Here is a 23,438-nt window from a genome sequence, read left to right on the forward strand (position 1 = left end):
GACTTCACGCTAGGGTCTTCGCCCTGATTAATGCCCACTGCCCTGATTTTCCATATAAATGCCGGAGCCACCATGCTGCGTGATATTTCGCCTCAGAGTATTTTCATGGGCCTGTTGGCCGGGTTTGTTGGATCGGCAAGTTCGTTTGCGGTTGTATTACAAGGCTTAACCGCGGTTGGTGCCACGCCTGAACAGGCAGCATCGGGCTTGATGGCACTGTCCCTTTCCATGGGGCTTTGTGCGATTGTTTTATCACTTAAGACAAAGCTTCCGATCAGCATTGCCTGGTCAACTCCGGGGGCGGCACTTCTGGCAACGTCCGGGGCGATTGACGGCGGCTTTGCCGTGGCGGTTGGGGCCTTTATCATCTGTGCCATCCTGATCATCATCAGCGGTGTTTGGAAACCCTTGGGCCGTACGGTTGCGAGCATCCCTGCCCCGCTTGCCAATGCGATGCTGGCCGGTGTGCTGCTTGGCCTTTGCCTTGCTCCGGCCAAGGCGGTTGCGTTTGATCCGCTGTTGGGCCTCCCCATCGTGATTGCGTGGCTGGTGGTCGGGCGGATTAACCGTCTGCTTGCGGTGCCTGCGGCCCTTTTGGCGTTTATTGGCGTGATGATTTTCGGGATCGATTTTCCGCCAAATGCCTTGGCGAACCTTGGCAACTCCATCGCCCCACCAGTGGAATTCATCATGCCGGACTTTACCCTTGCCGGGCTGGTTGGCATTGCCTTGCCACTTTTCATCGTTACCATGGCATCACAAAACATTCCCGGCACAGCCGTTTTGCGCGCCAACAACTATGACACGCCCCCAGGCCCGCTTTTCACCGTGACTGGGATATTTTCATTGCTATCCGCACCATTTGGCGGCCACGCGGTCAATTTGGCAGCTATTACCGCTGCGCTTTGTGCAGGCAAGGACGCACATCCTGATCCGGCAAAACGCTATTGGGCGGCCGTTTTTGGTGGCGTATTTTACATTGTGTTTGGTTTGTTGGCCGGGCTGGTGACCGCGTTTATCAGTCTGGCACCCGGCATCCTGATCGAGGCGGTAGCCGGTCTTGCCCTGATTGGCGCCTTTGCCGGATCAGCAGTTGCCGCCTTTAAGGAAGAAGACGCCCGCGAAGCCGCCGCCGTGACCTTTATCGTCACAGCAGCCGGTTTGACATTTTACGGTGTTTCAGGCGCGTTTTGGGGATTGCTGGCCGGTGGTTTGATCTACCTGCTGACACATCTTAAAAACCGTTAGGCTCCCACGGGGGGTATTTGGCCCGGATCGTATTTTTTGCCAATCTCAGTGATCGCCTCATATTGCGACAAAAACACCCGACCCGTTAGCTCACCCAGAAAATGGCCGCATTTTAAACGGTCCATCACCGGGCCTTTGACCTCGGACAAATGCAATTTGATGCCCATTTCATCAAGGCGGTGATTGATCGCCTCAAGCAATTCAACAGCACTTAGATCAATCTCGTTAATCGCCGAGCACATTAAAATAACGTGTTTGAGCTTATCTTCGCCGACAACCCGATCAAGAAGGTAATCCTCAAGATAACGGGCATTGGCAAAATACAGGCTTTCATCAATCCGGATGGTTAGAACTTGTGGGTCGGTGATCACGTGATGACGGTGGATATTGCGAAAATGCTGTGTGCCAGGCACAAGGCCAACCTCTGCAATGTGCGGGCGCGACGTTTTGTATAAAAACAACCCGATTGAGAGTACAACGCCCGACGTCACCCCGACCTCAACCCCAAAGCCAAGTGTTAAAAGTACTGTCGCCAACACCGCGACAAAGTCCGATTTTGAGTAGCGCCAACTGGTTTTTAAAATGCTGAAATCCACCAGCGACAGCACCGCGACAATGATCGTGGCCGCAAGTGTGGCCTTGGGCAGAAAATAAACCAAGGGCGTTAAGGCAACCGCCGCAATCGCCAGCCCCACCGCCGTAAAGGCCCCTGCGGCGGGTGTTTGCGCCCCGGCATCAAAATTGACAACCGACCTGGCAAACCCACCGGTCACCGGATATCCGCCGGTAAAAGCCGCGCCGATATTGGCCGCACCAAGCCCAATCAGTTCCTGATTTGGATTGATACGCTGACGGCGTTTGGCGGCCAACGTCTGGGCGACTGAAATTGATTCAACAAACCCGATCAGCGAAATCAGCACCGCAGGTACCAGCAAATCCGCCATTAGCCCAACCGAGAAATCCGGCATGGTCAGCGGCGGCAAGCTTTGCGGCACATCGCCGACAACTTTGACCCCGGCATCAACAAGATGGAAATACAACACCACCAAGGTTGTCGCGAAAACAGCCATCACGGGGCCTGCCTTGGTGATGACATCGGCCATCCTTGGTCCAAGCCCCAGTTTGATCAAGGCGGGTTTGAGCCCCCGACGCACCCAAAACAAAAATACCGTCGCCGGAATGCCGATCAACACCGTTGTCATATTCGTTTCAGGCATTTTCACAAAAAGGGCTGAAGCAATTTCCCAAAGGTTGTGCCCGCCCGCATCAACACCAAGGATGTGTTTAAGCTGACTTGCGGCAATCAATATCCCCGATGCCGTGATGAAACCGGCAATCACCGGATGCGACAGGAAGTTTGCCAGAAACCCGAGCTTAAACACCCCCATCATCCAAAGGATCGTACCGGAAAGGGCTGCCAGTGTCAGGGCTGCCACCGCGTAACCAATCGTGCCGACCGCTGCGACATTGCCAATCGCTGCCGCCGTCATCAATGAAACAACCGCAACCGGACCGACCGCCAAGGTACTGCTTGTCCCGAAAATCGCATACAGGATAATCGGTGCAATCGAAGCATAAAGCCCGGCTTCGGGCGGCAACCCGGCCAAAAGCGCATAGGCCAGTGATTGGGGGATCAACATGATCGTCACGATGGTGGCGGCAACCATGTCATTGCCAAATGCCGTGCGATCATAGCGACGGCCCCAATCAAGAACCGGGATGTATTTTGAAATCGACTTCAACTGCATCAATTGATCTCTTTGATCAGAATTGGCCCAAGGCAGACACATGCCCACCCCGCAAGCGGTGATTATTTAACCGAAACCTTTTCGGGTTTTGCCAGCCATTCCTTGCCGCGCAGCATGGCTTTCCAGTAAATCGGCGGCAGCAGTTTTTCCTTAAGAAACCAAGCCAATCGCGACGGTTTTGTGCCATCAATCAGCCATTTCGGGAACGATGGCAAAAGCGTGCCGCCATAACCGAACTCGGCCAAAACAATACGGCCGCGCTCCACCGTCAGGGGGCAGGACCCGTATCCGTCATATTGGGCAACGGCTGATTTTCCGTCGATGTCCGCAATGACGTTTTCGGCAACAACCGGCGCCTGTTTGCGCGCCGCCGCCGCGGTTTTTGCATTTGGCGCATTCATCACATCGCCAAGCGACCAGATGTTGGCATAGGTCTTGTGGCGCAACGTTGCCTGATCAACATCGACCCAGCCTGCCGCATCGGCCAATGGCGATACCCGGATAAAGTCCGGGGCCACCTGCAGCGGACAAACATGGATCATGTCAAAGGACTTTTCGATGCGCTGTACGTCCTCGCCCGGTTTGATGACATCAAACCACGCCTTTTTGGCCGTACCATCAATCGCAACAAGGTTATGGAAAAAGTTCAACCCTACGCCATAACGGTCGATATATTTCTCAAGGGCCGGAACATAGTCCTTCACCCCGAACAGAACACCGCCAGCGTTACAGAACTCGATAGTGATACGGTTAAGAACGTCACTTCGCTGCCAATGATCTGCTGACAGATACATTGCCTTTTGCGGTGCGCCAGCACATTTGATTGGCATGGGGGGTTGGGTAAACAGGGCCTTGCCATGACGCATGGAGGACACCAGTTCCCACGTATAAGGGGCAAGGTCATAGCGATAGTTCGACGTCACACCATTTCGGCCCAGCGTATCAACAAGCCCGTCAACAGCGTTCCAGTCCAGTTTAAGCCCCGGACACACAATCAGACGACCGTATTTCACAACCCGGCAGCCATCAAGAACGATGGCGTCATCTTTTGGCTCGAACGCCGCCACAGCAGACTTGATCCAATGCACCCCCTTGGGGATCAGCGAGCCCATTGTTTTGGCGGTTGTGCTGGCATCAAAGATACCGCCTCCCACCATGGTCCAGCCAGGCTGATAATAATGGATATCTGCCGGATCAATGACGGCAATCTGAAGTCCGGCACTTCTGGCCTGAAGGCTGGACGCAATCGAAATACCCGCCGCCCCGCCGCCGACAATGACAACATCATATTTTGCGTCCGCCTGATCGGTCGGCGTTTTACCGCCATTCACGATCCGGCGCACAACCCCGCCCATGTCATAACCTGCTGCCTTGGTCGCACGCAGGATTTCGCTTGTGGCAAGACGCGACGCCTGACTAAGCGACCATAAAGTTGCCGAACGCGTTCCCGTCCGGCAATAGGCAAAAACCGGTCCGGGCAATGCGCCAAGCAAGCTGCCAAATTCGTCGGCGTTCTGATCTGTTACCTTGCCAGATACGATTGGCAGATAACGCGTTTCCAGCCCCGCATCAGATGCCGCCTTGGTGATCTCGTCAAAGGTCGGTTGATCTGCCCCTTCGCCGTCCGGACGGTTACAAATGATCGAACGGAACCCCAGACGCGCGATCTCCTTGATGTCATCAGCAGAAATTTGTGGACTGACCGACAGGTCGTCGCTGATTTTCTTAGCTTCCATAGACGTTCCTCCTGATAATTAAAGGCCGTTAACCGGCACTTTGAGCATTTGCTTGCCGCTGTCATCCGTCGGCAGACGTCCGGCGCGCATGTTGACCTGCAAAGATGGAAGAATCAGACGTGGCATGCCCAGTGTCGCGTCACGCTCTGTGCGAAAGGCGATAAATTCCGCGCGGGTTTTGTTGCCGCCGACATGGATGTTGTGCTTTTTCTCATCGCCAACCGTGGTTTCCCAACGAATGTCGCGCCCGTCAGGGCCGTAATCGTGGCACATGAACAAACGCATCTCATAGGGAAGGGCGAGAAGTTTCTGGATGCTGTCATACAGCGTTCCGGCATCACCGCCCGGGAAGTCGGCACGCGCCGAACCGCCATCTGGCATAAATAACGTATCACCGACAAAGGCCGCATCACCCATCACATGCACCATGCAGGCGGGCGTATGACCGGGGGTATAGATGGCAAAACACGTCATGGCGCCAACCTGATAGGTGTCACCATCCTCAAACAGCTTGTCGAACTGGCTGCCATCGCGCTGGAAATCAGTCCCTTCGTTAAACACCTTGCCAAAGGTTTCCTGAACCACCTTGATCTTCGCACCAATGCCAAGCTTGCCGCCCAGCTTTTCCTGAATGTAGGGGGCGGCTGATAAATGGTCGGCATGAACATGGGTTTCGATGATCCATTCCAGTTTCAGGTCATGTTCCTGAATGAAGGCAATCATCCGGTCCGCATGGCCAAAGCTGATGCGTCCTGCCGCGTAATCAATATCCATGACGGAATCGACAACAGCACACGCAGCGCTTTCAGGGTCCTTCACCACATAGCTGATCGTGTTGGTATCGGGATCAAAAAAGGCCATGACTTCTGGTTTTATGGTCATATTCACCGGGTAGTCAGACATATGTTCCTCCTCAGGGTCCATGCCATTCACTTGATCCATTAGAACCTTTGGATGGCATGCTACGGACGGGATTGGTTATATGCCGCGCTTTGGCACGCAGCCTGTATTTCAATCTGGAATTATAAGAGTTCGGGAACCGGCTTTCGGTGACCTTGTCACCAAACATTAAAACATATTGGTTTTTTAATGTTGAAGGTCTGTATTCAGGGCAGATCGGCATCAATGTTTATAGGCGGAATCAATCAGCTTTGTGCCAACCCCGAAAGTCGATCCCGATCCATCAAACGAATGGTGCCGCGTGATTGTTCAATCCAGCCGCGACGCTGGAATTCCTGTAATTGCCGTGAAATGACTTCCCGCGCCGAGCCAAGCTCCACCGCCAGTTTCTGGTGTGTTGACGAAACAATATCACCGTCCTCGGCAAGCTCGATTAACTTATGTGCCAGTCTGATGTCCAATCGGCGAAACGCGATTTCTTCGATCACAAGAAACAGGTCAGTGATCCGTTTTGAATAGGCGGTAAAAACAAACTGCCGAAACGCGACAAAGTCCGAGACCAGCTTGTCAAAAGCAGCCCGCGGGATCGCGACCGCACGGGTTTGGGTTTCTGCAATGCCCTCGGCGGAATAATCCTCATAGGCCAGAAGACAGGCGGTCGTCAGAACGCAGCTTTCACCGGCATGAACGCGATACAGCACGATTTCCCGCCCGGTATCGGACGTCTGCTGCACCCGAACCGTCCCGTCAAGCAACAGCAAAAGGTTCTCTGGCGATTTTCCCGGACCAAAAATGACGGTATTTTCTGGAACGGTGACGATATTGCTTTCGCTTAGAAGATAGTTTCGAATGTCTTCTGGTAATCGTGACAGGCCCGGAAACTGGTCAATCCAACTCACGGTCAAAACCTTCCTGTTTCATCTTCAGCAAATCGCCGAAGACATTTCGGTAGATAAAAACACACCGTTTGAATTGTTAAAACATTCAGGTAACGTTTCAATAAATTAAAATCGGTTCGTCACGATGACGCCATTGGCGAAATATGCAAATTGCCATTGTCATCAAGCTGCCAAAACGGATTGAACGCGACTTCCCACGCATGCCCGTCCGGATCGCGAAAATAACCGGAATAGCCGCCCCAGAATACTTTCTCCGCCAGTTTCTGGATTTTGGCCCCGGCTTTTTCGGCCTCAAGCATCACCGCGTCAACTTCAGCTTCGCTGCGCGTATTAAACGCCAATGTCAGCCCGCCAAATGTCGCCCCGGTATCATCGTCAAATTTCCCATCCTTGATCAGATCCGCCCGACCAAACAGACCAAGTGCGAGCCCATTGGACAGTTGATAGAACACAACCTGACCTTCGACCATCTGGGTGACGTGCCAACCAAGCCCGTCTTCGTAAAACCGCCGGGACCGATCCAGATCAGCCACGCCAAGTGTGATCAGTGAAACACGTTGGTCCATCTATATGATCCTTTCCTGGTACTCTGCCCAAATTCCACGCAAACGATACCACGTGGGTTTTGCTGTTCCGAGCAGAGACTCGGCCAACCCGAAATATCGCACCGCAGCAGCAACGCAATTATATTGCGCGCAAATCGGTACCGGAATAAGTAAATATTAAGTTGACGTAACGTCAATCCATACAATCGGGCGTTTTGGGCTGTGCACTGCGAGTTCGCTTTGAAAAAAGGTCAGCATTCATTACCATTACGACATCTCACATTGGTCCCGCAAACCGTGTGAGATGGATTTACACACGGGCCATACCGAAACACTGCACCAACGCCCATATCCCTATAAGCAGTGTGTAAAAGGTCCGGCACATCAGAGAGATCGAGGGAGACTGGTCATGGCACAATTGGCGGCAATTAGCCTTGATGATAAATATACGCTTGAAGAAGGTCGAGTTTATCTGACAGGCATTCAGGCACTTGTTCGATTGCCTCTGATGCAGCGCCAGCTCGATGCGCGCGCAGGCCTTAATACTGCGGGCTGCATTTCCGGCTATCGCGGGTCGCCGCTTGGTGGTCTGGATCAACAATTATGGCGGGCCCAAAAGTTTCTATCCAAGCAACAGATCGAATTTCAGACCGGGGTCAACGAAGACCTTGCCGCAACGGTCGTTTGGGGCAGCCAACAGGTCAATATGTACCCGGATGCCAAATATGATGGCGTCTTTGGCATGTGGTATGGCAAGGGTCCCGGCGTTGACCGATCTGGCGATGTCTTCAAACACGCCAACTATGCTGGCACATCCAAAAATGGCGGTGTCCTTGTCCTTGCAGGGGATGACCATTCTTGCAAATCATCCACCCTGCCCCATCAGACCGAATATGCCTTTATTGATGCGCAAATCCCGGTTTTAAACCCGTCCGGTGTTCAGGACATCCTTGATTTCGGCATTCATGGCTGGGCCATGAGCCGCTATTCCGGTTGCTGGGTGGCGATGAAAACCATTGCCGAAACGGTCGAAAGCTCGGCTGCGGCTGACGTCGCACCAGACCGTATCACCCCGATCATCCCCACTGATTTCGCCATGCCCGAGGGCGGCCTGCATATCCGCTGGCCCGACACCCCCAAGGAGCAAGAACATCGCCTGATGAAATATAAGCTCTATGCCGCATTGGCATATGCGCGGGCAAACAAGCTGAACAAAACCGTGATCGACAGCCCGAATGCGCGGCTTGGCATCATCACGACGGGCAAGGCATACCTTGACGTCATGCAGGCATTTGATGACCTTGGCATTTCCGAACAAGACGCCGCACAGATCGGCATTCGGGTTCTGAAAGTCGGGATGAGCTGGCCGCTCAACCGTGACGATGTGCGCGAATTTGCCATGGGCCTAGAGGAAATCATCGTCGTCGAAGAAAAACGCGCGGTGATGGAAAATCAGGTCAAGGAACAGCTTTATAACTGGCGCGAAGATGTCCGCCCGCAGGTTATTGGCAAGTTCGATGAAAAAGGCGAGTGGATCCTGCCATCGATGGATGAGCTGACCCCGGCCCGCATTGCGGTTGTCTTGGCCGAGCGGATCAAACGGTTCTATGATAGCCCGGCCATTCATGAACGCATTGACTGGCTGGCCGAAAAGGAAAAGGAAATCGCCGAACCGCGCCCGGATGTGGCGCGCATTCCGTGGTTCTGTCCGGGCTGCCCGCACAACAGTTCGACCAAGGTCCCCGACGGCAGCCGTGCCATGGCCGGGATCGGGTGCCATTACATGGTCAACTGGATGGACCGTTCGACCGAAACCTTTACCCATATGGGCGGCGAAGGTGCGACCTGGATCGGTCAGGCGCCCTTTACCCATGAAAAACATGTTTTCCAAAACCTTGGCGATGGGACCTATTACCATTCCGGGTCTTTGGCCGTGCGCGCCGCCGTCGCGTCGGGTGTCAACATTACCTATAAAATCCTGTTTAACGATGCGGTTGCCATGACCGGTGGACAGCCGGTTGATGGTCCTTTGACCGTGCCACAGGTCACCCGTCAGATGTTTGACGAAGGGGCCAAGCGCATCATCGTTCTGTCTGACGAGCCAGATAAATATCCGATGGGGTCTGATTTTGCCCCCGGTGTGGATATCCGCCATCGTGATGAACTGGATGCCACGCAAAAAGAATTGCGCGAGATCGAAGGTGTTACCGTCCTTGTGTTTGATCAAACCTGTGCGGCCGAAAAACGCCGTCGTCGCAAACGCAAATTGATGGTCGATCCGCCCAAGCGTGTTTTCATCAATGACCTTGTCTGTGAAGGCTGTGGCGATTGCGGTGAAAAATCCAACTGCCTTGCCGTGGTGCCGGTCGAAACCGAATTTGGCCGCAAACGTGCGATTGACCAATCGGCCTGTAACAAGGATTTCTCATGCCTGAATGGATTCTGCCCAAGCTTTGTGACGATTGAAGGCGGATCGCTGCGTAAGCCAGATGCGGCAGCCAAGGGCGACACCCCCGGCGATGCTGTCTTTGCCAGACTCCCGCGCCCGACTCTGCCTGATATCCACGAACCATGGTCGGTTCTGATTACCGGCGTTGGCGGGACCGGTGTGGTTACCATCGGTGCATTGCTGGGCATGGCCGCCCATATTGAGGGCAAGGGCATTGTCGGACTTGATATGGCGGGGCTTGCGCAAAAAGGCGGGGCTGTGGTCAGCCACATCCGCTTTGCCAATGAACAAAGTAAACTCCATGCCGCGCGCATTCCGGCCGGTGAAGCCAATGTCGTGCTGGGGTGTGATCTTTTGGTCGCGGCAAGTTACGAAGGCTTGGCCAAGATGCGCCGCAACTTTACACAGGCCGTCATCAACACCCATGAAACCGTGACGGGTGCCTTTACCAGCAACCCGGACTTTGAGCTTAAAACCAACGAGCATATGAAAGTCATCGCCGACACCTGTGGTGCGGGCGCAGTCAATTTTGTCGAAGGCAGTGACATTGCCACCCGGTTGATGGGCAATTCGATTGCGACCAACCTGTTCATGCTTGGTGTCGCGTGGCAGCGCGGCCTGATCCCGATCACCGAAGAAGCCCTGATGCAGGCGATTGAGCTTAATGGTGTGGCTGTCGATATGAACAAACAGTCATTCTATTGGGGCCGCCTTTATGCCCACGAGCCCAATCGCGTTCTTGAGGTTGTCGGTCCGAACGAAACCGAAGCTCACCCGGTTGCCACCGAACTTTCCGACATCATCGCCAAACGCGTCGATTTCCTGACCGGTTATCAGAATGCCGCCTATGCCAAACGCTTCACGGCCCTTGTTGATCAGGTCGCCGCAGCGGAAAAACGCCTTGTTGGTGGGGATGAATTGACCCGGACAGTGGCGAAATACTACTTCAAACTGCTGGCCTATAAGGACGAATACGAAGTCGCACGACTTTATACCGATCCAGCGTTCTTCAAGAAGTTGGCCAGAAACTTCACGGGTGATTACAAAATCAAATTCCACCTTGCTCCACCGGCGATTGCGGATAAGAACCCGGAAAATGGTCAGCTAACGAAATCGACCTATGGTCCCTGGATGATGAACGCCTTTGGCATTTTGGCGAAATTCAAGTTCCTGCGCGGCACGGCCCTTGATCCGTTTGGCCGGACCCATGAACGCAAAATGGAACGCCAACTGATTGCAGATTATGAAATGCTGGTGACCGAAGTCATTGCCGGGCTGACCCATGAAAATGCCCGCATTGCCAACGCGCTTCTGGCCTTGCCCGAACAAATTCGCGGATATGGTCACATCAAAGATGGCAATATTGAAAAGGTCAAAACGCGTGAGGCCGAGCTGATCGACCAGTTCCGCAACCCGCCAGAACACCTTAAGGCCGCGGAATAATCCCGCACAGACCACCAAAACCAAAGGCCCCGACAAATGTGCGGGGCCTTTGTATTTCAGGGCATAAACACGTTATCGCCAATCGTGTTACCCAATCGTCCTGCCGCCGTTTGCCCAAATGAAATCAACAGCTTCTTGCGCCGTGCTGCTGAAAGTTTCTGTTCTTCGGGCATGCGAAGGATCGCTGCTTCAAACCGGTCGGCAACAATTAGTCCCACACTCTCGGGGATCAGTTCCTTGGGAAAATCCATCGGCACGGCAAAAAACAACCTGTCGCAATACTCGACATAGCTTTCCCATTTCTGATCGGTTTTAAAATCCGCGACCGATGATTTGACTTCAACCGCCCAAAGTTCCCCCTTGGCCCCAAGCGCCAAAACGTCCAGCCTCCGCCCGTTGCCCAACCGAAGCTCGGTCAGGCAGGGCATCTGATGGTGATACAAAAGCCTACAGACACCATCTGTGACTTCGGCCGTAATTTCGGGACGGGTTTGCGTGTTCATTCGATCAGGATACAAAAACAAAAGCCCGCTCGAAAGCGGGCTTTGAATTCAGGTTGCAGTCTGCTGACACAAGGTGTCAGCTCATGCCAAGCGCTCGCTTGTACACTTCAAGGATTTGTTCCTGCTCGCTGCGTTCGTGGTCTTCGATTTTACGCAGACGGATAATCTGACGCAGGATTTTCACGTCATAGCCAAGTGCTTTGGCTTCGCCGTAAACTTCCTTGATATCAGCCATAAGGTTGGCTTTTTCTTCTTCAAGACGTTCAATACGCTCGACATAACTCGCAAGCTGATCAGCTGCGATACCACCGACTTCGGTCATTCATTCTTCTCCGATGATGGGCTGCACAGCGGATACCCGGTGCGCGAAAACTTTTAATGCGGCGCGACGATACTCAATGCGTTGCGCGCTGACAAGGGGCGTTAGACGACCGATTGCGATCCCGGCACTGTCTGCGCGATCAAGTGGTCCGCCACCGCGACAAGCGCATCGCGCGGGCTGATCCCCTTTTCAATCGCAGCGTCAAAGACCTCGCGCTGGCGACGCGCGCTGGTGCCACGTCGCACGATTTCACGCGCATGTTCAATTTCCGCAACACAGCCAAAAAATTCCGCATCCGGGCGGATCAGTTCAAGGATTTCCTCGACCAGATCGACATACGGCACAATTTCAGCCCGGCCAAAATCAATCAATCCGGTTTTCTCGCCGGGATCACTGCCATATCGGCAGGCCCGCCAACGGTTTTCGCGTACCAGCATGTGCGAATAAATCCGCCACCGCTGATTGTTACGCCGCAATCGATACAACATCCGCATCAGGCATCGCGTGATGGAAGCGACACAGACCGCATCTTCAAGATCGGTACAAACATCGGCAATCCGCATTTCAAGTGTCGGCCACCGGTCCGATGGGCGTAAATCCCACCAAAGCTTGGTACCGTCCTCAATCACACCGGCCTGGATCAGCATATCGACATGTCGGCGATATTCCGCCCACGACCCAAACACTTCGGGCAGTCCCGTACGTGGCAGATTATCAAACACCGAAAGCCGGAAGGTCTGAAGCCCGGTATCACGGCCCCGCCAAAACGGCGAACTGGTGGTCAAGGCCAGAAGATGCGGCAAAAAGTAACTTGCCTGCGCCATCAGTTCGATCCGAAGGTCATCATCCTCAATGCCGACATGCACATGCATGCCGCAAATCAGCAACCGGTCAACAACCGTGCGCAAATCACGCGCGATGGTGCTGTAGCGTTCGCCTTCGGTATGTTTCTGGCTGTCCCACTGGGCAAATGGGTGGGTCGATGCCGCCAACAATGCCATGTCGTACTTGCTGGCAATTTCGGCCAGGGTTGAGCGCATATGGCTCAGTTGTTCGCGCGCGTCCTTTGCACTGTTGCAAACCTTGGTACCGGTTTCGATCTGGCAGCGCATAAACTCGCTGGAAACCTGATCACCCAGCTTTGCCTTGGCATCCTTTAAAAAGTCCGCTGGCGGATCATTTGCAAGATCGCGGCTTTGGCGATCAACAAGCCAGAATTCCTCTTCGATACCAATCGAAAACCCCGGTTCTTGCGTCTGGAACGCCGCCAAATCAGTCTCTCCTGATCTTATAAAGGTTTGGATCGGCAAGAATATCGACAAACGCGTCGCCAAGAATTTTTGCCCATTTCTCGCATCCTTCATCAGTATCAATCAGATCCTGACGGATTTCAATCGACACACAGGGCAAACCACCGGCTTCACCATGATGATCAATGGTATAATCGGCCATTTGCTGCCCGGAATAGGGTTCATTGTCACCGATGGTCAGATCGGGATTCTGTTCGCGCAGCCTAGCCAGCAGCGGAACTGGAATACGATCATCCTGATCCCAAAGAATGCCAAGTTCCCAAGGCCGTTCAAAGTCTTGAAACACCGGTGTAAAGCTGTGGATTGCGATCAAAGCTGGGACAATTTTATGGGCATGGAAATTGGCAATCTGTTCTTCAATCGCCCAATGATACGGCAGGAAAATCTCACGGATCCGTTTCATATGTTCTGTGGGCGACACGTTTTTATTGCCCGGTACCACCGTCTGATCAGCAATTTCAGGCATCCCGGTCGGATCCCAAAGTTGGCGATTACAATCAATCACCAACCGCGAATAGCCCCCCAGAACAGCCGGGCAATCAAACCGGTCAACGAGAATTTCGGTTACTTTGCGCGCCCCGATGTCCCACCCAATATGACGTTTTCGTTCGTCTTCGGGCAGGCCAAGCGTACCGAGACTTTGGGGAATTTCACGCGATGCATGGTCGCAAACAAAAAGCGAATGTCCTTTGCCATTTGCGTTCAAAATTTCAAACGGGGCTGGATCATCTTGGCCCAAAAGAGGCCCTGCATGGTGACGCACGCATATTCTCCTGAAAGTCGGTAACGGAACGGCAAACCGGGAAATCGTCAAACATGCCTGTCATGGGGCAAGTATGTTGCGTTGGTTTACATCTGTTGAAGTATCAATTTATCGACGCTCAGACAAGCTCATGCAAGCCGATCTGCCCTGAAAACCAAGGGTCATTATCAATGAGCCTTGGCATAACAATGCATCTTGAGCGTATCGTGCTTTGCGTCCGCCCCAAACATCCCCTAAACTGGTATGACCATTTATAAAAATACGGTACGACTTCGTGACAGCATCGGCTGATAAACCGCGACTGGAGAAACCTCAAAATGCCGTCTGCCAAAATGCCCCCGGCCCCGGACGATCAGGAAACGAAACGTCCCAAACGGATTGCCGATCAGGTCGCAGACCAGCTGCTTGAAAAGATTTCAGACGGTATCTTCCTGCCCGGTGACCGGCTTCCGGGTGAACGCCAACTGGCCGAAACCATGAAAGTCAGTCGCGTTTCGGTGCGTGCGGCCCTGCAAAAGCTTAAAACCCGTGGCTATCTGCGCGCGGTTCAAGGCGGCGGCACGGAAATCCTGTCATCGACCGGGATCGACATGGATACCGCCATGACCGATCTTGTGCGCGATTCCATCAGCAACCTGCGCGATCTTCAGGAAATCCGTTGTACGCTGGAAACATGGGCGGCTAGGCGGGCTGCGGTCAATGCCAGTGACGAAGACATCAAATTGCTGCGCATCGCCTACCGTCAGGCCCATGATCCGCGCCGTGCGTCCAAGTACCGTGCCGATGACGATCATCGTTTGCACATGATGATCGGCCGGGCCACAGGATCGATCATTTATTATCACGTGATGAAAATGCTCCACGATGTGTTGCAGGCTGCCTTGATGGAAATCCGCTTCAACAATCTGACCGGCCCCTCGTTTGACCGGATGGTGCAGGAACATCATCATGACATCATCGAAGCCATTGCCGCACGCGATCCTGATGCAGCGGAAAAGGCGATGTCAAACCACCTGCAAGCCGTGCTTGATTTCTTTAAAACAGCCTCAGACAAACAATCGACTTAACAATATTCAAACCGCCGCCCAAAGACGGTCCAGACCAAAACTCCACTCAGGGAAGCTAAGCATGACAACCGCGCGCGAAAAACTTTTGGCCATGATGGATGCTGCGTTAAAGGCAGCCGACCCAGCCGTTCAAATCCCATTGAACATGCCAGAAAAGCCAAAAGGCAAAACCATTGTCATTGGGGCCGGCAAGGCATCGGCCAATATGGCGCGCGCATTTGAAAAAGCATGGGATGGCCCGCTTGAGGGATTGGTTGTCACCCGTTATGGCCACGCGGTTGACTGTGAGCAAATCGAAATTGTCGAGGCATCCCATCCGGTCCCCGATGCGGCAGGTCAAAAGGCCGCCGAACGCATTCTTGAGATCGTCAAAAAAGCCGGACCAGATGATCTGGTGGTCTGCATGATTTCAGGCGGCGGGTCGGCCCTGCTGGCCCTGCCCGGTCCGGGCTTGACACTCGAAGACAAACAATCGATCAGCAAGGCACTTTTGCGCAGTGGTGCGACCATTTCAGAAATGAATTGCGTGCGCAAACATCTGTCCGCGATCAAGGGCGGCAGACTGGCACAGGCATCCGCCCCGGCCCGTATGGTGACATATCTTGTCTCTGACGTTCCCGGTGATGATCCGACGATCATTGCATCGGGCCCAACGGTTGCCGACCCGACAACGGGTAAGGATGCGCTTGATATCCTCCGCCATTATCAGATCGATATTCCAACGGCTGCCAAGGATCTTCTGACTAATAGCACCCATGAAACCGTCAAGCCCGGTGATGCCTGCTTTGACGGGCATGAAACCGTGATGCTGGCCCGCCCGCAAGACAGTCTTGAGGCCGCCGCCAAGATCGCCCGCGAATTGGGCCTCAACCCGGTCATCCTAGGGGACGCCATCGAAGGCGAAGCCCGCGAAGTCGCCATCATGCATGCCGGCATTGCCCACCAAGTCGCCAACCACGGCCAACCGGCCACCAAACCATGTGTGTTGCTTTCGGGTGGGGAGACCACGGTCACCGTGCGTGGCAAAGGCGGACGCGGCGGACGCAACAGTGAGTTTTTGCTATCCTTGCTTATTCAGTTTCGCGATCAAGCTGGCCTTAGCGCGCTTGCGATTGATACCGATGGTATTGATGGCAGCGAAGACAACGCCGGTGCGATCATTGATCCGACAAGTTGGCAAAAGGCCCAAGATGCCGGAATTGATCTACGCGAATATCTGGCCAACAACGACGCCTATAGCGCCTTTGCCAAGATTGACGATCTGCTGGTCACTGGCCCGACCCTGACCAATGTGAATGACTTCCGCGCTATTTTGATCGAATAGGACACCACAAATAGCTTTGGCGATTAGGCCCCCGGCTTAGGCATCCATGGCCGCAGCCAACCCAGCCCGTCTTCGGTCTTGCCATGTGGCTTGTATTCACAGCCAATCCAGCCGTCATACCCAATCCGATCCAGCAGATACAACAGGAACGGATAGTTCAACTCGCCACTATCGGGTTCATGACGGCCCGGCGCGCCAGCCACCTGCACATGACGGGTGATCTCAAAATACTGGTCAAGACGGGCGGCGATGTTCCCGCCGACAATTTGTGCGTGATAGATATCAAACTGCAATGCCAGACGTGGATGGTCGAGCTGTTTGAGGATAACCGCCGCCTGCTCCACCGAATTAAGCAAATAGCCCGGCATATCCATCGGATTGATCGGTTCAATCAGGATATCGACACCGGCCTGATCGGCCAGATCAGCGGCATATAGCAGGTTGTCACAATAAAGCCGGGCAATTTCACCGGCATCTTCGTCCTTGCCCATGACACCGGCCATGCAATGAAGCATTTTGCAATTGGTCGCCGCCGCATAATCAAGCCCCTTGACCACCGAGTCACGAAATTCATCTTCACGGCCCGGTCGGCACGCCAGCCCACGATCCCCGGCATCCCAGTCACCAAGTGGCAGATTGAATAAAACCTGCTCAAGGCCATTATCGGTCAGAAGCGATTTTGCCGTTGCCATCGGCACATCATAAGCCCCGATATATTCCACGCCGACAAATCCCGCCTCTGCTGCTGCCGCAAAACGCTTCTCAAACGGCAGATCAGCAAACAGGAACGACAGATTGGCAGCAAAACGTGGCATAATGCACCTTCAATGACTTTACATATCAAGACTGTATCGTTTCGCATGCGACCCTTTAGGTCAATCATCAATCGCCTGCGGGTTTTGAATGTTCTTGTGATCTGGCAATTTCGCTCGCAATCCAGTTTCCAAACACCTCGACTTCGGCCCGATGGTCGCCGCGTCCGGTATGCACCAGATTGTAGGTATGACCTTCAATCACTGGCCCAAACGGCTGCACGAGCAGCCCGCTGTCAAGTTCGGCGCGTGCCAGCTCACGGCTGGCCAGAACCACGCCCTGACCGGCGATGGCCGCCTGAATGGCATGGGCATCATCGGAAAACGTAAATCCCCCCGAAGGTTTCAAACCACTGATACCCGCTGCCAAGCCCCAGCGTTCCCATGTCGGTGTCTGATCATCGGGTCTTAGCCAATCGAGATGCAAAAGCGCACAGCCCTTCAGGTCTTCGGGATGTTTCAGCCCCAGCATCGGACTGCAAAGTGGCACGAACCGTTCTTGAAACATGGTTTGCGCCACAAGTCCGCGGTAGGGCCCGGCACCATAACGGATTGCAGCATCGACAACCCCACTTGCCAGATCAACCACCTCGGGCGAGGTATGCAAACGCAGATGAATATCAGGATGTTCGGCCTGAAAGCGCGGAAGTCGCGGCAACAGCCATTTGGCAGCAAAAGACGGCAAAACCGACACCGTCAGGCTTCTGGCCTTTGTGCGTTGCCCAACACGATCAATCGCCAAGGCAAAGGATGCAAACCCATCACGCAGAACAGGGAAAAGCTCATGCCCCGCCGGCGTCAAAACAACCTGCCTTGGCTTGCGGTCGAACAAACGAATACCAAGCGTTTCCTCAAGCAGGCGTATCTGATGGCTGATTGCTGTTGGCGTTACGGCAATTTCAGCCGCAGCCTTTTTAAAACTCTGATGGCGGGCGGCAGCCTCAAAGGCGCGCAATGCGGCAAGTGGTGGCAACGACATATAGGTGAACCTAATTCATCCATGAACTGAGGAATTCGATTTTGCCGAAACATCCAAAACAAGGCAAGTCTTGGTCATCGAACAAAACACGGATGAACAAGTATCATCCTTTGGAGGATATCATGACCACGATCTTGCACATCGACAGCAGCGCCCGCCCCAGCCGATCCGACCAAAAACAACACGGCTCCCACAGCCGCCGCCTGAGTGCCAAATTCATCGAACTCTGGCGCACCCAACGCCCCGATGATGAAATCATTTACCGCGATGTTGGCGCATCCCCGCCCAAACCCGTCACCGGTGATTGGGTCCATGCGGCATTCACCAAACCCGAACAACGCGAAGACTGGATGCATGATGTTTTGGCCCAAAGTGACACACTGGTCGATGAACTGCTACGTGCCGATGTGATTGTTGCCGGTGTTCCAATGTATAATTTCGGCATGCCCGCCCAGATGAAGGCCTGGCTTGATAACATCGTCCGGGTGGGTCGTACCTTTGGGTTTGACCGGACGCGCGACGGCGTTCCTTATTGGCCGATGGTAACGGGCAATAAATCCATCGTTGCCCTGTCATCGCGCGGTGACTACGGCTATGGCCCGGATGGCCGGATTGCGCATCTGAACTTTGTCGAAGGTGCCCTTTTCACTCCGCTTGAATATATCGGGATCACCGATCAATACGGCACGGCCATCGAATATGACGAGTTTGCCGATGACCGGACCCGTCAATCCATCGCCGATGCCGAGGGTGAGGTTGCCAACATCGTTGATCGCTTGATCGCAAAACACAGAACAGAGAACGCGGCCTGATGTTTGCGGCCAAACACAGTCATTCAGGTTTCCTTTTACGGCGGCGGCACAACCGCCGTCGCATTTTCCCTGTCCTGCCCGGTAATCAGACGCGCACCTTTTTTACGAAACAGGTAACTCCACATCCATTGCACCATGACAAGTGCCGGGGCGCGCAACCCGATCAGAAAATAAATATGCGCCAGCCCCCAGAACCACCAGGCCAGCCATCCTCTTAGCTTGATGCCATTAAGGTCCATCACAGCGCGATGTCGGCCAATCGTCGCAAGGTTGCCTGCATGACTGTATTTAAACGGCGATGTTTCCTGCCCGTTCATCAGATCAAGAATACGCTGCCCGACGTATTTTCCCTGTTGCTTGGCGGCCGGTGCAATGCCTGGCACAGTCAAACCATCGCGCCACGCAACATGGGCGGCATCCCCGATGATAAAAACATGTGAATGACCGGGAACGGAAAGGTCCCCCTCAACCATGATCCGCCCGCCACGATCCGCAGGCTTTTGCGTCCAGTCTTTCAAATCAGGGACCTGAACCCCGGCCCCCCAGATGACATTGGCACTGGGAATAAATTCATCGCCGATTTTCGCACCTTGTGCGGTGATCTCAGTGACAGCCTGCCCAACGCGCACTTCAACCCCGATGCTTTCAAGCGACTTTTGCGTATAGTCAGACAAATCTTCGGGGAATGCAGCCAGCAACCTTGGCCCACCTTCGGCAAGGATGATGCGGGCGTCACGCGGATCAATTCGGCGAAAATCATCAGACAGTGTCTTTTTGGCAAGTTCGGCAATTGCCCCGGCCATTTCGACACCGGTCGGACCACCGCCAACAACAATGAAATTCAAAAGTCGGCGTTTTTGATCCTCATCCTGACTGTTTTCCGCCCTTTCAAACGCCATCAAAAGGCTTTTGCGGATGTTGGTCGCCTCGGTAATATTCTTCAAACCCGGTGCCACCGACGCCCAGTCATCATTGCCGAAATAGGACGTCACCGCCCCGGTTGCCAAGACAAGGTAGTCATATTCCAGAACATGTTCTCCGGAAAGAACACGCTGGTTTGGCAAATCAATCCCGGTAACTTCACCCATGAAAACGGAAACATTTGGCGATTTACTGAACATGCTGCGGATCGGCCAGGCAATTTCAGCCGGCGACAAATCCGCCGTTGCCACCTGATACAGCAACGGTTGAAACAGGTGATGATTGCGTTTGTCGATCAGAATGACGTCAACATCTTTACCAGCAAGTTTTTTGGCCGCACTCATGCCACCAAATCCGGCCCCAACGATAACGACGCGCTTTCGATCCGACATACTGAGGTTTCCTTTTGCTGCGTAAGGCATGAAAGCCAACCCAGTTGTTAGCTAGGAGCAAACCAATCAAATCGCAAGCAAACCAGTGTGATCAGCACCACAAGCCACTGCGGCAAAAGGATAAGGCCGCCTGAACTTCGTATGAAACCATATGCGTCACCTGTCAGTCACCGAACGATCCAACAGGCGGCACTGAAAGACCTTTTAAGCCACCGCGCACATAAGATTTCATTCCCCTAACCAGGGCATCGAACACCATCCGGCAGCGCAATGTATCGCGCAGGCCTTCGTGCATGGTTATCCACGTGTCCAGTCCGACCGAAAACTCTGGTATCAGACGCACACAATCGCCACTTCGTGCAGCCAGATGCGACTGGCAAAGAGCAACACCGAAACCCGCCCGCATCATCGCCAACTGCGCGGTATTGCTATCAACACGCATATCAAATTCCACATTACCAAGGTGATGATTTCTTTCAATGATCGATCGAATGTCAGCTGTCTTGGTGTCAAAACCGATCAGATCAAGTTTGACAAGCTCCGACCAGTCAATTTTATCATGGCGATCCGCCCAGCCAGATTGCGCAAGATATCGGGTCGTCGCATAAAACCCGATCTCAACGGTCCCGGTCTTCTGCGCGATGAGGGAATCCTGATTTGGTGCAACCATACGCACCGCAATATCGGCATCGCGTCGCAGCAAATTTTCCACCCGGTTTGACAACACAAGCTCAAATTCAAGATCAGGAAATGAATTGCGAATACCCGTCAGGATGGGCGGCAAGACCTCTATGCCAACCACTTCAGCTGCGGTGATGCGCACAGTACCTTGAACGGCACCTCTCTCGGCACTTGCAGCGCGTTGAAGTGCCTTTGCCGTTGATCGCAGTGCTTCTGCGTGTGGACGCAACCCAATGGCTGTATCTGTTGGCACCAACCCAGATTGCGACCGGGTGAAAAGCACAATCCCCAACTGCTCTTGCAATTCATCAATGTGTCGTCCAACCGTCGGCTGCGTTAAGCCGAGCGCGCGTGCCGCCGCCGAAAGAGACCCATGCTCTAACACAGCAAGAAACGTCCGATAAAGGTCCCAGTTGGGTTCATGCATTGCCATACATTTATGTATATCATGAATGCTATTTTATAGAATACCGTTTTACGGACATGACCAGTACCCTTTGTCCATCCCAATTAACGGAGGACAAAATCATGACCATAAATTCAAACCGTATCGCCCTTGTCATTGGTGCCAATGGTGGCATCGGATCGGCCATTACCAACGCTCTTCATGACCATGGCTGGCAGGTTCGCGCACTGGTGCGAAAGCCACCCAAGGCCGATCAATCCAATGCAGATGATATTGACTGGCGCGTCGGCGATGCCATGTGCCGACATGACGTGTTAAATGCAAGCCGATGTGTTGATGTCATCATTCATGCCGTTAATCCGCCGGGCTACCGCAATTGGTCCAAGTTGGTTTTGCCCATGCTTGACAACACGATTGCGGCCGCCATCGTAAACAAGGCACGCATTGTCCTGCCCGGAACGGTTTACAATTTCAATGAAGACCAACTTTCCAATCTGACCGAAACCAGCCCGCAGCTCCCGAACACCCGCAAAGGCGCTATTCGGGTCGAAATGGAACGGCGGATGCGCCGAGCTGTTCATTCAGGTGCAACAGGATTGATTGTTCGCGCCGGTGATTTTTTTGGACCGGGCGCAAACAACAACTGGTTTTCCCAATGTCTGGTCAAGGCCGGTCAACCTGTTCATGAAATCACCTATCCGGGCAAGGCGGGCGTGGGCCATCAATGGGCCTATTTGCCCGACGTCGCCGAAACGATTGTCCGGCTTCTTGATCAATCCGATGTCTTAGGATCCTTCGCGCAATTTCACCTGCAAGGACATTGGGACAACGACGGGACACACATGATCGCTGCGATCAAACGCGCGGTTAGAAATCCCGATATTCCAGTCAAATCCCTTCCATGGACGATGATTGGCCTGCTACGCCCATTTGTTCCGTTCTTCCGCGAAGCCTGGGAAATTCGTTACCTTTGGCGCAACCCGGCCCGCATGCACAATGATCGTTTGCGTGCACTGTTTGGTAAAGAACCCCATACGTCGCTTGATGTCGCCGTTCATCGGACACTTGATGCATTGGGCTGTCTGGCGCCTCAATACCATCAAAAACAAAATACGCGCCCCGATCAACCGGTCGCCACACCACCCCATCTTCGAATGGTCGGATGAAAGTGACGTGATGCCGGTCACTTGCCAAATATCACCACGCAAGAGAAGACACTTCCGGCAGAGCAGGTTATAACAACACGTCTTTTTGGCTTAAGATTGAGGTCCCCACATGAACAACGCCTTTTCGCTTCATCCCCAACTTGCTGCTGATACGACCCTGGTCACAGACGGCCCGCTATCACATGTTTTGTTGATGAATGATGCGCGCTATCCTTGGCTCATTCTTGTCCCTAAACGTCCTGATCTTGTTGATTATGATGATCTCAGCCCGGAAGATCGCAAAACGCTGGGCGACGAAACCGCCACCGTTTCAGCCGTTCTAAAACGCCGGTTTGATGCCCATAAAACCAATGTCGCGATGCTGGGCAATATGGTGCCACAGCTCCATTGCCATGTGGTTGCCCGCTTTAAGGACGATGCTGCTTGGCCCGGCCCGATCTGGGGTGTTGGACAATCAAAACCCTATGAAGAAGACGAAGGTCGCGAACGATTGGCCACTCTTAGAGCCGACCTGATTTCGGCGTTCAAGCATCTCTGATAAAGTGCTGCGATATCCACGCGGCGAAACACCTTCTCGCCCCCATAAAAAGGCGCTGCCCATGCCTGTTATCGAGCGTGATACGATTTTTGTCCTAAAACCCGATTTTGAAGATCCGGCATGGCCCGGACAGCGATTTTATTGCTGGCACTGCGCGCTGATCGAGGGTGTTCTGGCGTCTTTTCCCGATCTGTGCGGCGACCTTGATGTTCATCGCATTGCGTGGTCGCGTCCGCGCGCGGAAATTGTTGACCTTCTGGGGGAAGACCACCAATCTCTTCCGGTGATGATCCTGAAATCGGGTGATACGTCTGATGTTCAAGCCGGCGTTGCAAATGGCCATGCTTTTATTGATGACAAAGACACCATCCTGCAGGCCCTGAGCGAACGGCACGGTTTTCCCGTTCCCCATCCTTGACGCACATCAAGGCGCGCGTCATTGGAATGATGCAAAAGACGGAAAGAACGCACCAA

21 protein-coding genes are annotated in these 23,438 nt (G+C 53.6%); 8 read left to right on the forward strand and 13 right to left on the reverse strand.

The window, feature by feature from the left end:
* Positions 1-72 precede the first annotated feature (72 nt).
* A complete protein-coding gene (locus AC0VXT_RS12230) occupies positions 73-1,248 on the forward strand; it encodes a benzoate/H(+) symporter BenE family transporter (protein ID WP_475545660.1) in 1,176 nt (391 codons plus the stop codon).
* On the opposite strand, the gene AC0VXT_RS12235 is transcribed toward AC0VXT_RS12230, so the two are convergent.
* From AC0VXT_RS12235 to AC0VXT_RS12255, 5 genes are all read right to left on the reverse strand, one after another.
* Positions 1,245-2,996, reverse strand: coding sequence for a SulP family inorganic anion transporter (locus AC0VXT_RS12235; protein ID WP_475545661.1), 1,752 nt, complete (start codon positions 2,994-2,996; stop codon positions 1,245-1,247). The genes AC0VXT_RS12230 and AC0VXT_RS12235 overlap by 4 nt on opposite strands.
* Positions 2,997-3,058: 62 nt before the next feature.
* The gene (locus tag AC0VXT_RS12240; RefSeq protein WP_475545662.1) at positions 3,059-4,732 is read right to left on the reverse strand and encodes a bifunctional protein tyrosine phosphatase family protein/NAD(P)/FAD-dependent oxidoreductase; all 1,674 of its coding nucleotides are present in this window, start codon (positions 4,730-4,732) and stop codon (positions 3,059-3,061) included.
* A gap of 18 nt (positions 4,733-4,750) precedes the next feature.
* Complete coding sequence (locus AC0VXT_RS12245; protein ID WP_475545663.1) at positions 4,751-5,635, reverse strand: MBL fold metallo-hydrolase; 885 nt, start codon at positions 5,633-5,635, stop codon at positions 4,751-4,753.
* A 242-nt stretch (positions 5,636-5,877) separates the two neighbouring features.
* Positions 5,878-6,531, reverse strand: coding sequence for a Crp/Fnr family transcriptional regulator (locus AC0VXT_RS12250; protein ID WP_475545664.1), 654 nt, complete (start codon positions 6,529-6,531; stop codon positions 5,878-5,880).
* A gap of 119 nt (positions 6,532-6,650) precedes the next feature.
* Complete coding sequence (locus tag AC0VXT_RS12255; protein WP_475545665.1) at positions 6,651-7,097, reverse strand: VOC family protein; 447 nt, start codon at positions 7,095-7,097, stop codon at positions 6,651-6,653.
* Between the two features lie 388 nt (positions 7,098-7,485).
* On the opposite strand from AC0VXT_RS12255, the gene AC0VXT_RS12260 reads away from it, so the two are divergent.
* Positions 7,486-10,968 (forward strand): indolepyruvate ferredoxin oxidoreductase family protein, encoded by a 3,483-nt coding sequence (locus tag AC0VXT_RS12260; RefSeq protein ID WP_475545666.1) that lies wholly within the window; start codon positions 7,486-7,488, stop codon positions 10,966-10,968.
* 56 nt (positions 10,969-11,024) lie between these two features.
* Here the strand turns inward: AC0VXT_RS12260 and AC0VXT_RS12265 are convergent, their stop codons facing one another.
* The 4 genes from AC0VXT_RS12265 to AC0VXT_RS12280 form a co-directional block, all read right to left on the reverse strand.
* Positions 11,025-11,471 (reverse strand): MmcB family DNA repair protein, encoded by a 447-nt coding sequence (locus tag AC0VXT_RS12265; RefSeq protein ID WP_475545667.1) that lies wholly within the window; start codon positions 11,469-11,471, stop codon positions 11,025-11,027.
* 76 nt (positions 11,472-11,547) lie between these two features.
* Positions 11,548-11,793 carry a DUF2312 domain-containing protein gene (locus AC0VXT_RS12270; RefSeq protein ID WP_022733469.1) on the reverse strand — a complete coding sequence of 82 codons (246 nt, stop codon included), beginning with the start codon at positions 11,791-11,793 and terminating at the stop codon, positions 11,548-11,550.
* Positions 11,794-11,894: 101 nt separating this feature from the next.
* Positions 11,895-13,064, reverse strand: coding sequence for a carboxylate-amine ligase (locus AC0VXT_RS12275; protein WP_475545668.1), 1,170 nt, complete (start codon positions 13,062-13,064; stop codon positions 11,895-11,897).
* A 1-nt stretch (position 13,065) separates the two neighbouring features.
* Positions 13,066-13,866, reverse strand: coding sequence for an N-formylglutamate amidohydrolase (locus AC0VXT_RS12280; RefSeq protein WP_475545669.1), 801 nt, complete (start codon positions 13,864-13,866; stop codon positions 13,066-13,068).
* A gap of 317 nt (positions 13,867-14,183) precedes the next feature.
* On the opposite strand from AC0VXT_RS12280, the gene AC0VXT_RS12285 reads away from it, so the two are divergent.
* Positions 14,184-14,933, forward strand: coding sequence for a FadR/GntR family transcriptional regulator (locus AC0VXT_RS12285; RefSeq protein ID WP_412775955.1), 750 nt, complete (start codon positions 14,184-14,186; stop codon positions 14,931-14,933).
* Between the two features lie 61 nt (positions 14,934-14,994).
* Positions 14,995-16,257, forward strand: a complete 1,263-nt coding sequence (locus tag AC0VXT_RS12290; protein ID WP_475545670.1) for a glycerate kinase type-2 family protein — start codon at positions 14,995-14,997, stop codon at positions 16,255-16,257.
* Positions 16,258-16,280: 23 nt separating this feature from the next.
* On the opposite strand, the gene otnI is transcribed toward AC0VXT_RS12290, so the two are convergent.
* A complete protein-coding gene (gene otnI, locus AC0VXT_RS12295; RefSeq protein WP_475545671.1) occupies positions 16,281-17,072 on the reverse strand; it encodes a 2-oxo-tetronate isomerase in 792 nt (263 codons plus the stop codon).
* 67 nt (positions 17,073-17,139) lie between these two features.
* Positions 17,140-18,048: a transcriptional regulator GcvA gene (gene gcvA, locus AC0VXT_RS12300; protein WP_475545672.1), complete on the reverse strand. Its 909-nt coding sequence runs from the start codon at positions 18,046-18,048 to the stop codon at positions 17,140-17,142.
* A 122-nt stretch (positions 18,049-18,170) separates the two neighbouring features.
* Here gcvA and AC0VXT_RS12305 point away from each other — a divergent pair, with 122 nt between their 5' ends.
* Positions 18,171-18,860: an FMN-dependent NADH-azoreductase gene (locus AC0VXT_RS12305; protein WP_475545673.1), complete on the forward strand. Its 690-nt coding sequence runs from the start codon at positions 18,171-18,173 to the stop codon at positions 18,858-18,860.
* Between the two features lie 35 nt (positions 18,861-18,895).
* On the opposite strand, the gene AC0VXT_RS12310 is transcribed toward AC0VXT_RS12305, so the two are convergent.
* The gene (locus AC0VXT_RS12310) at positions 18,896-20,173 is read right to left on the reverse strand and encodes an NAD(P)/FAD-dependent oxidoreductase (protein WP_475545674.1); all 1,278 of its coding nucleotides are present in this window, start codon (positions 20,171-20,173) and stop codon (positions 18,896-18,898) included.
* A gap of 163 nt (positions 20,174-20,336) precedes the next feature.
* The gene (locus tag AC0VXT_RS12315; protein ID WP_475545675.1) at positions 20,337-21,287 is read right to left on the reverse strand and encodes a LysR family transcriptional regulator; all 951 of its coding nucleotides are present in this window, start codon (positions 21,285-21,287) and stop codon (positions 20,337-20,339) included.
* Positions 21,288-21,382: 95 nt separating this feature from the next.
* Here AC0VXT_RS12315 and AC0VXT_RS12320 point away from each other — a divergent pair, with 95 nt between their 5' ends.
* The 3 genes from AC0VXT_RS12320 to AC0VXT_RS12330 all read left to right on the forward strand — a co-directional run bounded on the left by AC0VXT_RS12320 (position 21,383) and on the right by AC0VXT_RS12330 (position 23,382).
* Entirely contained in the window at positions 21,383-22,426 is a 1,044-nt protein-coding gene (locus AC0VXT_RS12320) for an NAD-dependent epimerase/dehydratase family protein (RefSeq protein WP_475545676.1), read from the forward strand.
* Between the two features lie 109 nt (positions 22,427-22,535).
* Positions 22,536-22,964: an HIT domain-containing protein gene (locus AC0VXT_RS12325; protein ID WP_475545677.1), complete on the forward strand. Its 429-nt coding sequence runs from the start codon at positions 22,536-22,538 to the stop codon at positions 22,962-22,964.
* A gap of 61 nt (positions 22,965-23,025) precedes the next feature.
* Complete coding sequence (locus AC0VXT_RS12330; protein ID WP_475545678.1) at positions 23,026-23,382, forward strand: DUF3088 domain-containing protein; 357 nt, start codon at positions 23,026-23,028, stop codon at positions 23,380-23,382.
* The last annotated feature ends 56 nt before the right edge of the window (positions 23,383-23,438 follow it).

The organism is Thalassospira sp. Z349TD_5, assembly GCF_056173045.1.

Bases quoted from the DNA above. Each gene is read 5' to 3' on its own strand.
- AC0VXT_RS12230 (WP_475545660.1), top strand. From the start codon at position 73: ATGCTGCGTGATATTTCGCCTCAGAGTATTTTCATGGGCCTGTTGGCC.
- AC0VXT_RS12235 (WP_475545661.1), bottom strand. From the start codon at position 2,996: ATGCAGTTGAAGTCGATTTCAAAATACATCCCGGTTCTTGATTGGGGC.
- AC0VXT_RS12240 (WP_475545662.1), bottom strand. From the start codon at position 4,732: ATGGAAGCTAAGAAAATCAGCGACGACCTGTCGGTCAGTCCACAAATT.
- AC0VXT_RS12245 (WP_475545663.1), bottom strand. From the start codon at position 5,635: ATGTCTGACTACCCGGTGAATATGACCATAAAACCAGAAGTCATGGCC.
- AC0VXT_RS12255 (WP_475545665.1), bottom strand. From the start codon at position 7,097: ATGGACCAACGTGTTTCACTGATCACACTTGGCGTGGCTGATCTGGAT.
- AC0VXT_RS12260 (WP_475545666.1), top strand. From the start codon at position 7,486: ATGGCACAATTGGCGGCAATTAGCCTTGATGATAAATATACGCTTGAA.
- AC0VXT_RS12265 (WP_475545667.1), bottom strand. From the start codon at position 11,471: ATGAACACGCAAACCCGTCCCGAAATTACGGCCGAAGTCACAGATGGT.
- AC0VXT_RS12270 (WP_022733469.1), bottom strand. From the start codon at position 11,793: ATGACCGAAGTCGGTGGTATCGCAGCTGATCAGCTTGCGAGTTATGTC.
- AC0VXT_RS12285 (WP_412775955.1), top strand. From the start codon at position 14,184: ATGCCGTCTGCCAAAATGCCCCCGGCCCCGGACGATCAGGAAACGAAA.
- AC0VXT_RS12290 (WP_475545670.1), top strand. From the start codon at position 14,995: ATGACAACCGCGCGCGAAAAACTTTTGGCCATGATGGATGCTGCGTTA.
- otnI (WP_475545671.1), bottom strand. From the start codon at position 17,072: ATGCCACGTTTTGCTGCCAATCTGTCGTTCCTGTTTGCTGATCTGCCG.
- gcvA (WP_475545672.1), bottom strand. From the start codon at position 18,048: ATGTCGTTGCCACCACTTGCCGCATTGCGCGCCTTTGAGGCTGCCGCC.
- AC0VXT_RS12305 (WP_475545673.1), top strand. From the start codon at position 18,171: ATGACCACGATCTTGCACATCGACAGCAGCGCCCGCCCCAGCCGATCC.
- AC0VXT_RS12310 (WP_475545674.1), bottom strand. From the start codon at position 20,173: ATGTCGGATCGAAAGCGCGTCGTTATCGTTGGGGCCGGATTTGGTGGC.
- AC0VXT_RS12315 (WP_475545675.1), bottom strand. From the start codon at position 21,287: ATGGCAATGCATGAACCCAACTGGGACCTTTATCGGACGTTTCTTGCT.
- AC0VXT_RS12320 (WP_475545676.1), top strand. From the start codon at position 21,383: ATGACCATAAATTCAAACCGTATCGCCCTTGTCATTGGTGCCAATGGT.
- AC0VXT_RS12325 (WP_475545677.1), top strand. From the start codon at position 22,536: ATGAACAACGCCTTTTCGCTTCATCCCCAACTTGCTGCTGATACGACC.
- AC0VXT_RS12330 (WP_475545678.1), top strand. From the start codon at position 23,026: ATGCCTGTTATCGAGCGTGATACGATTTTTGTCCTAAAACCCGATTTT.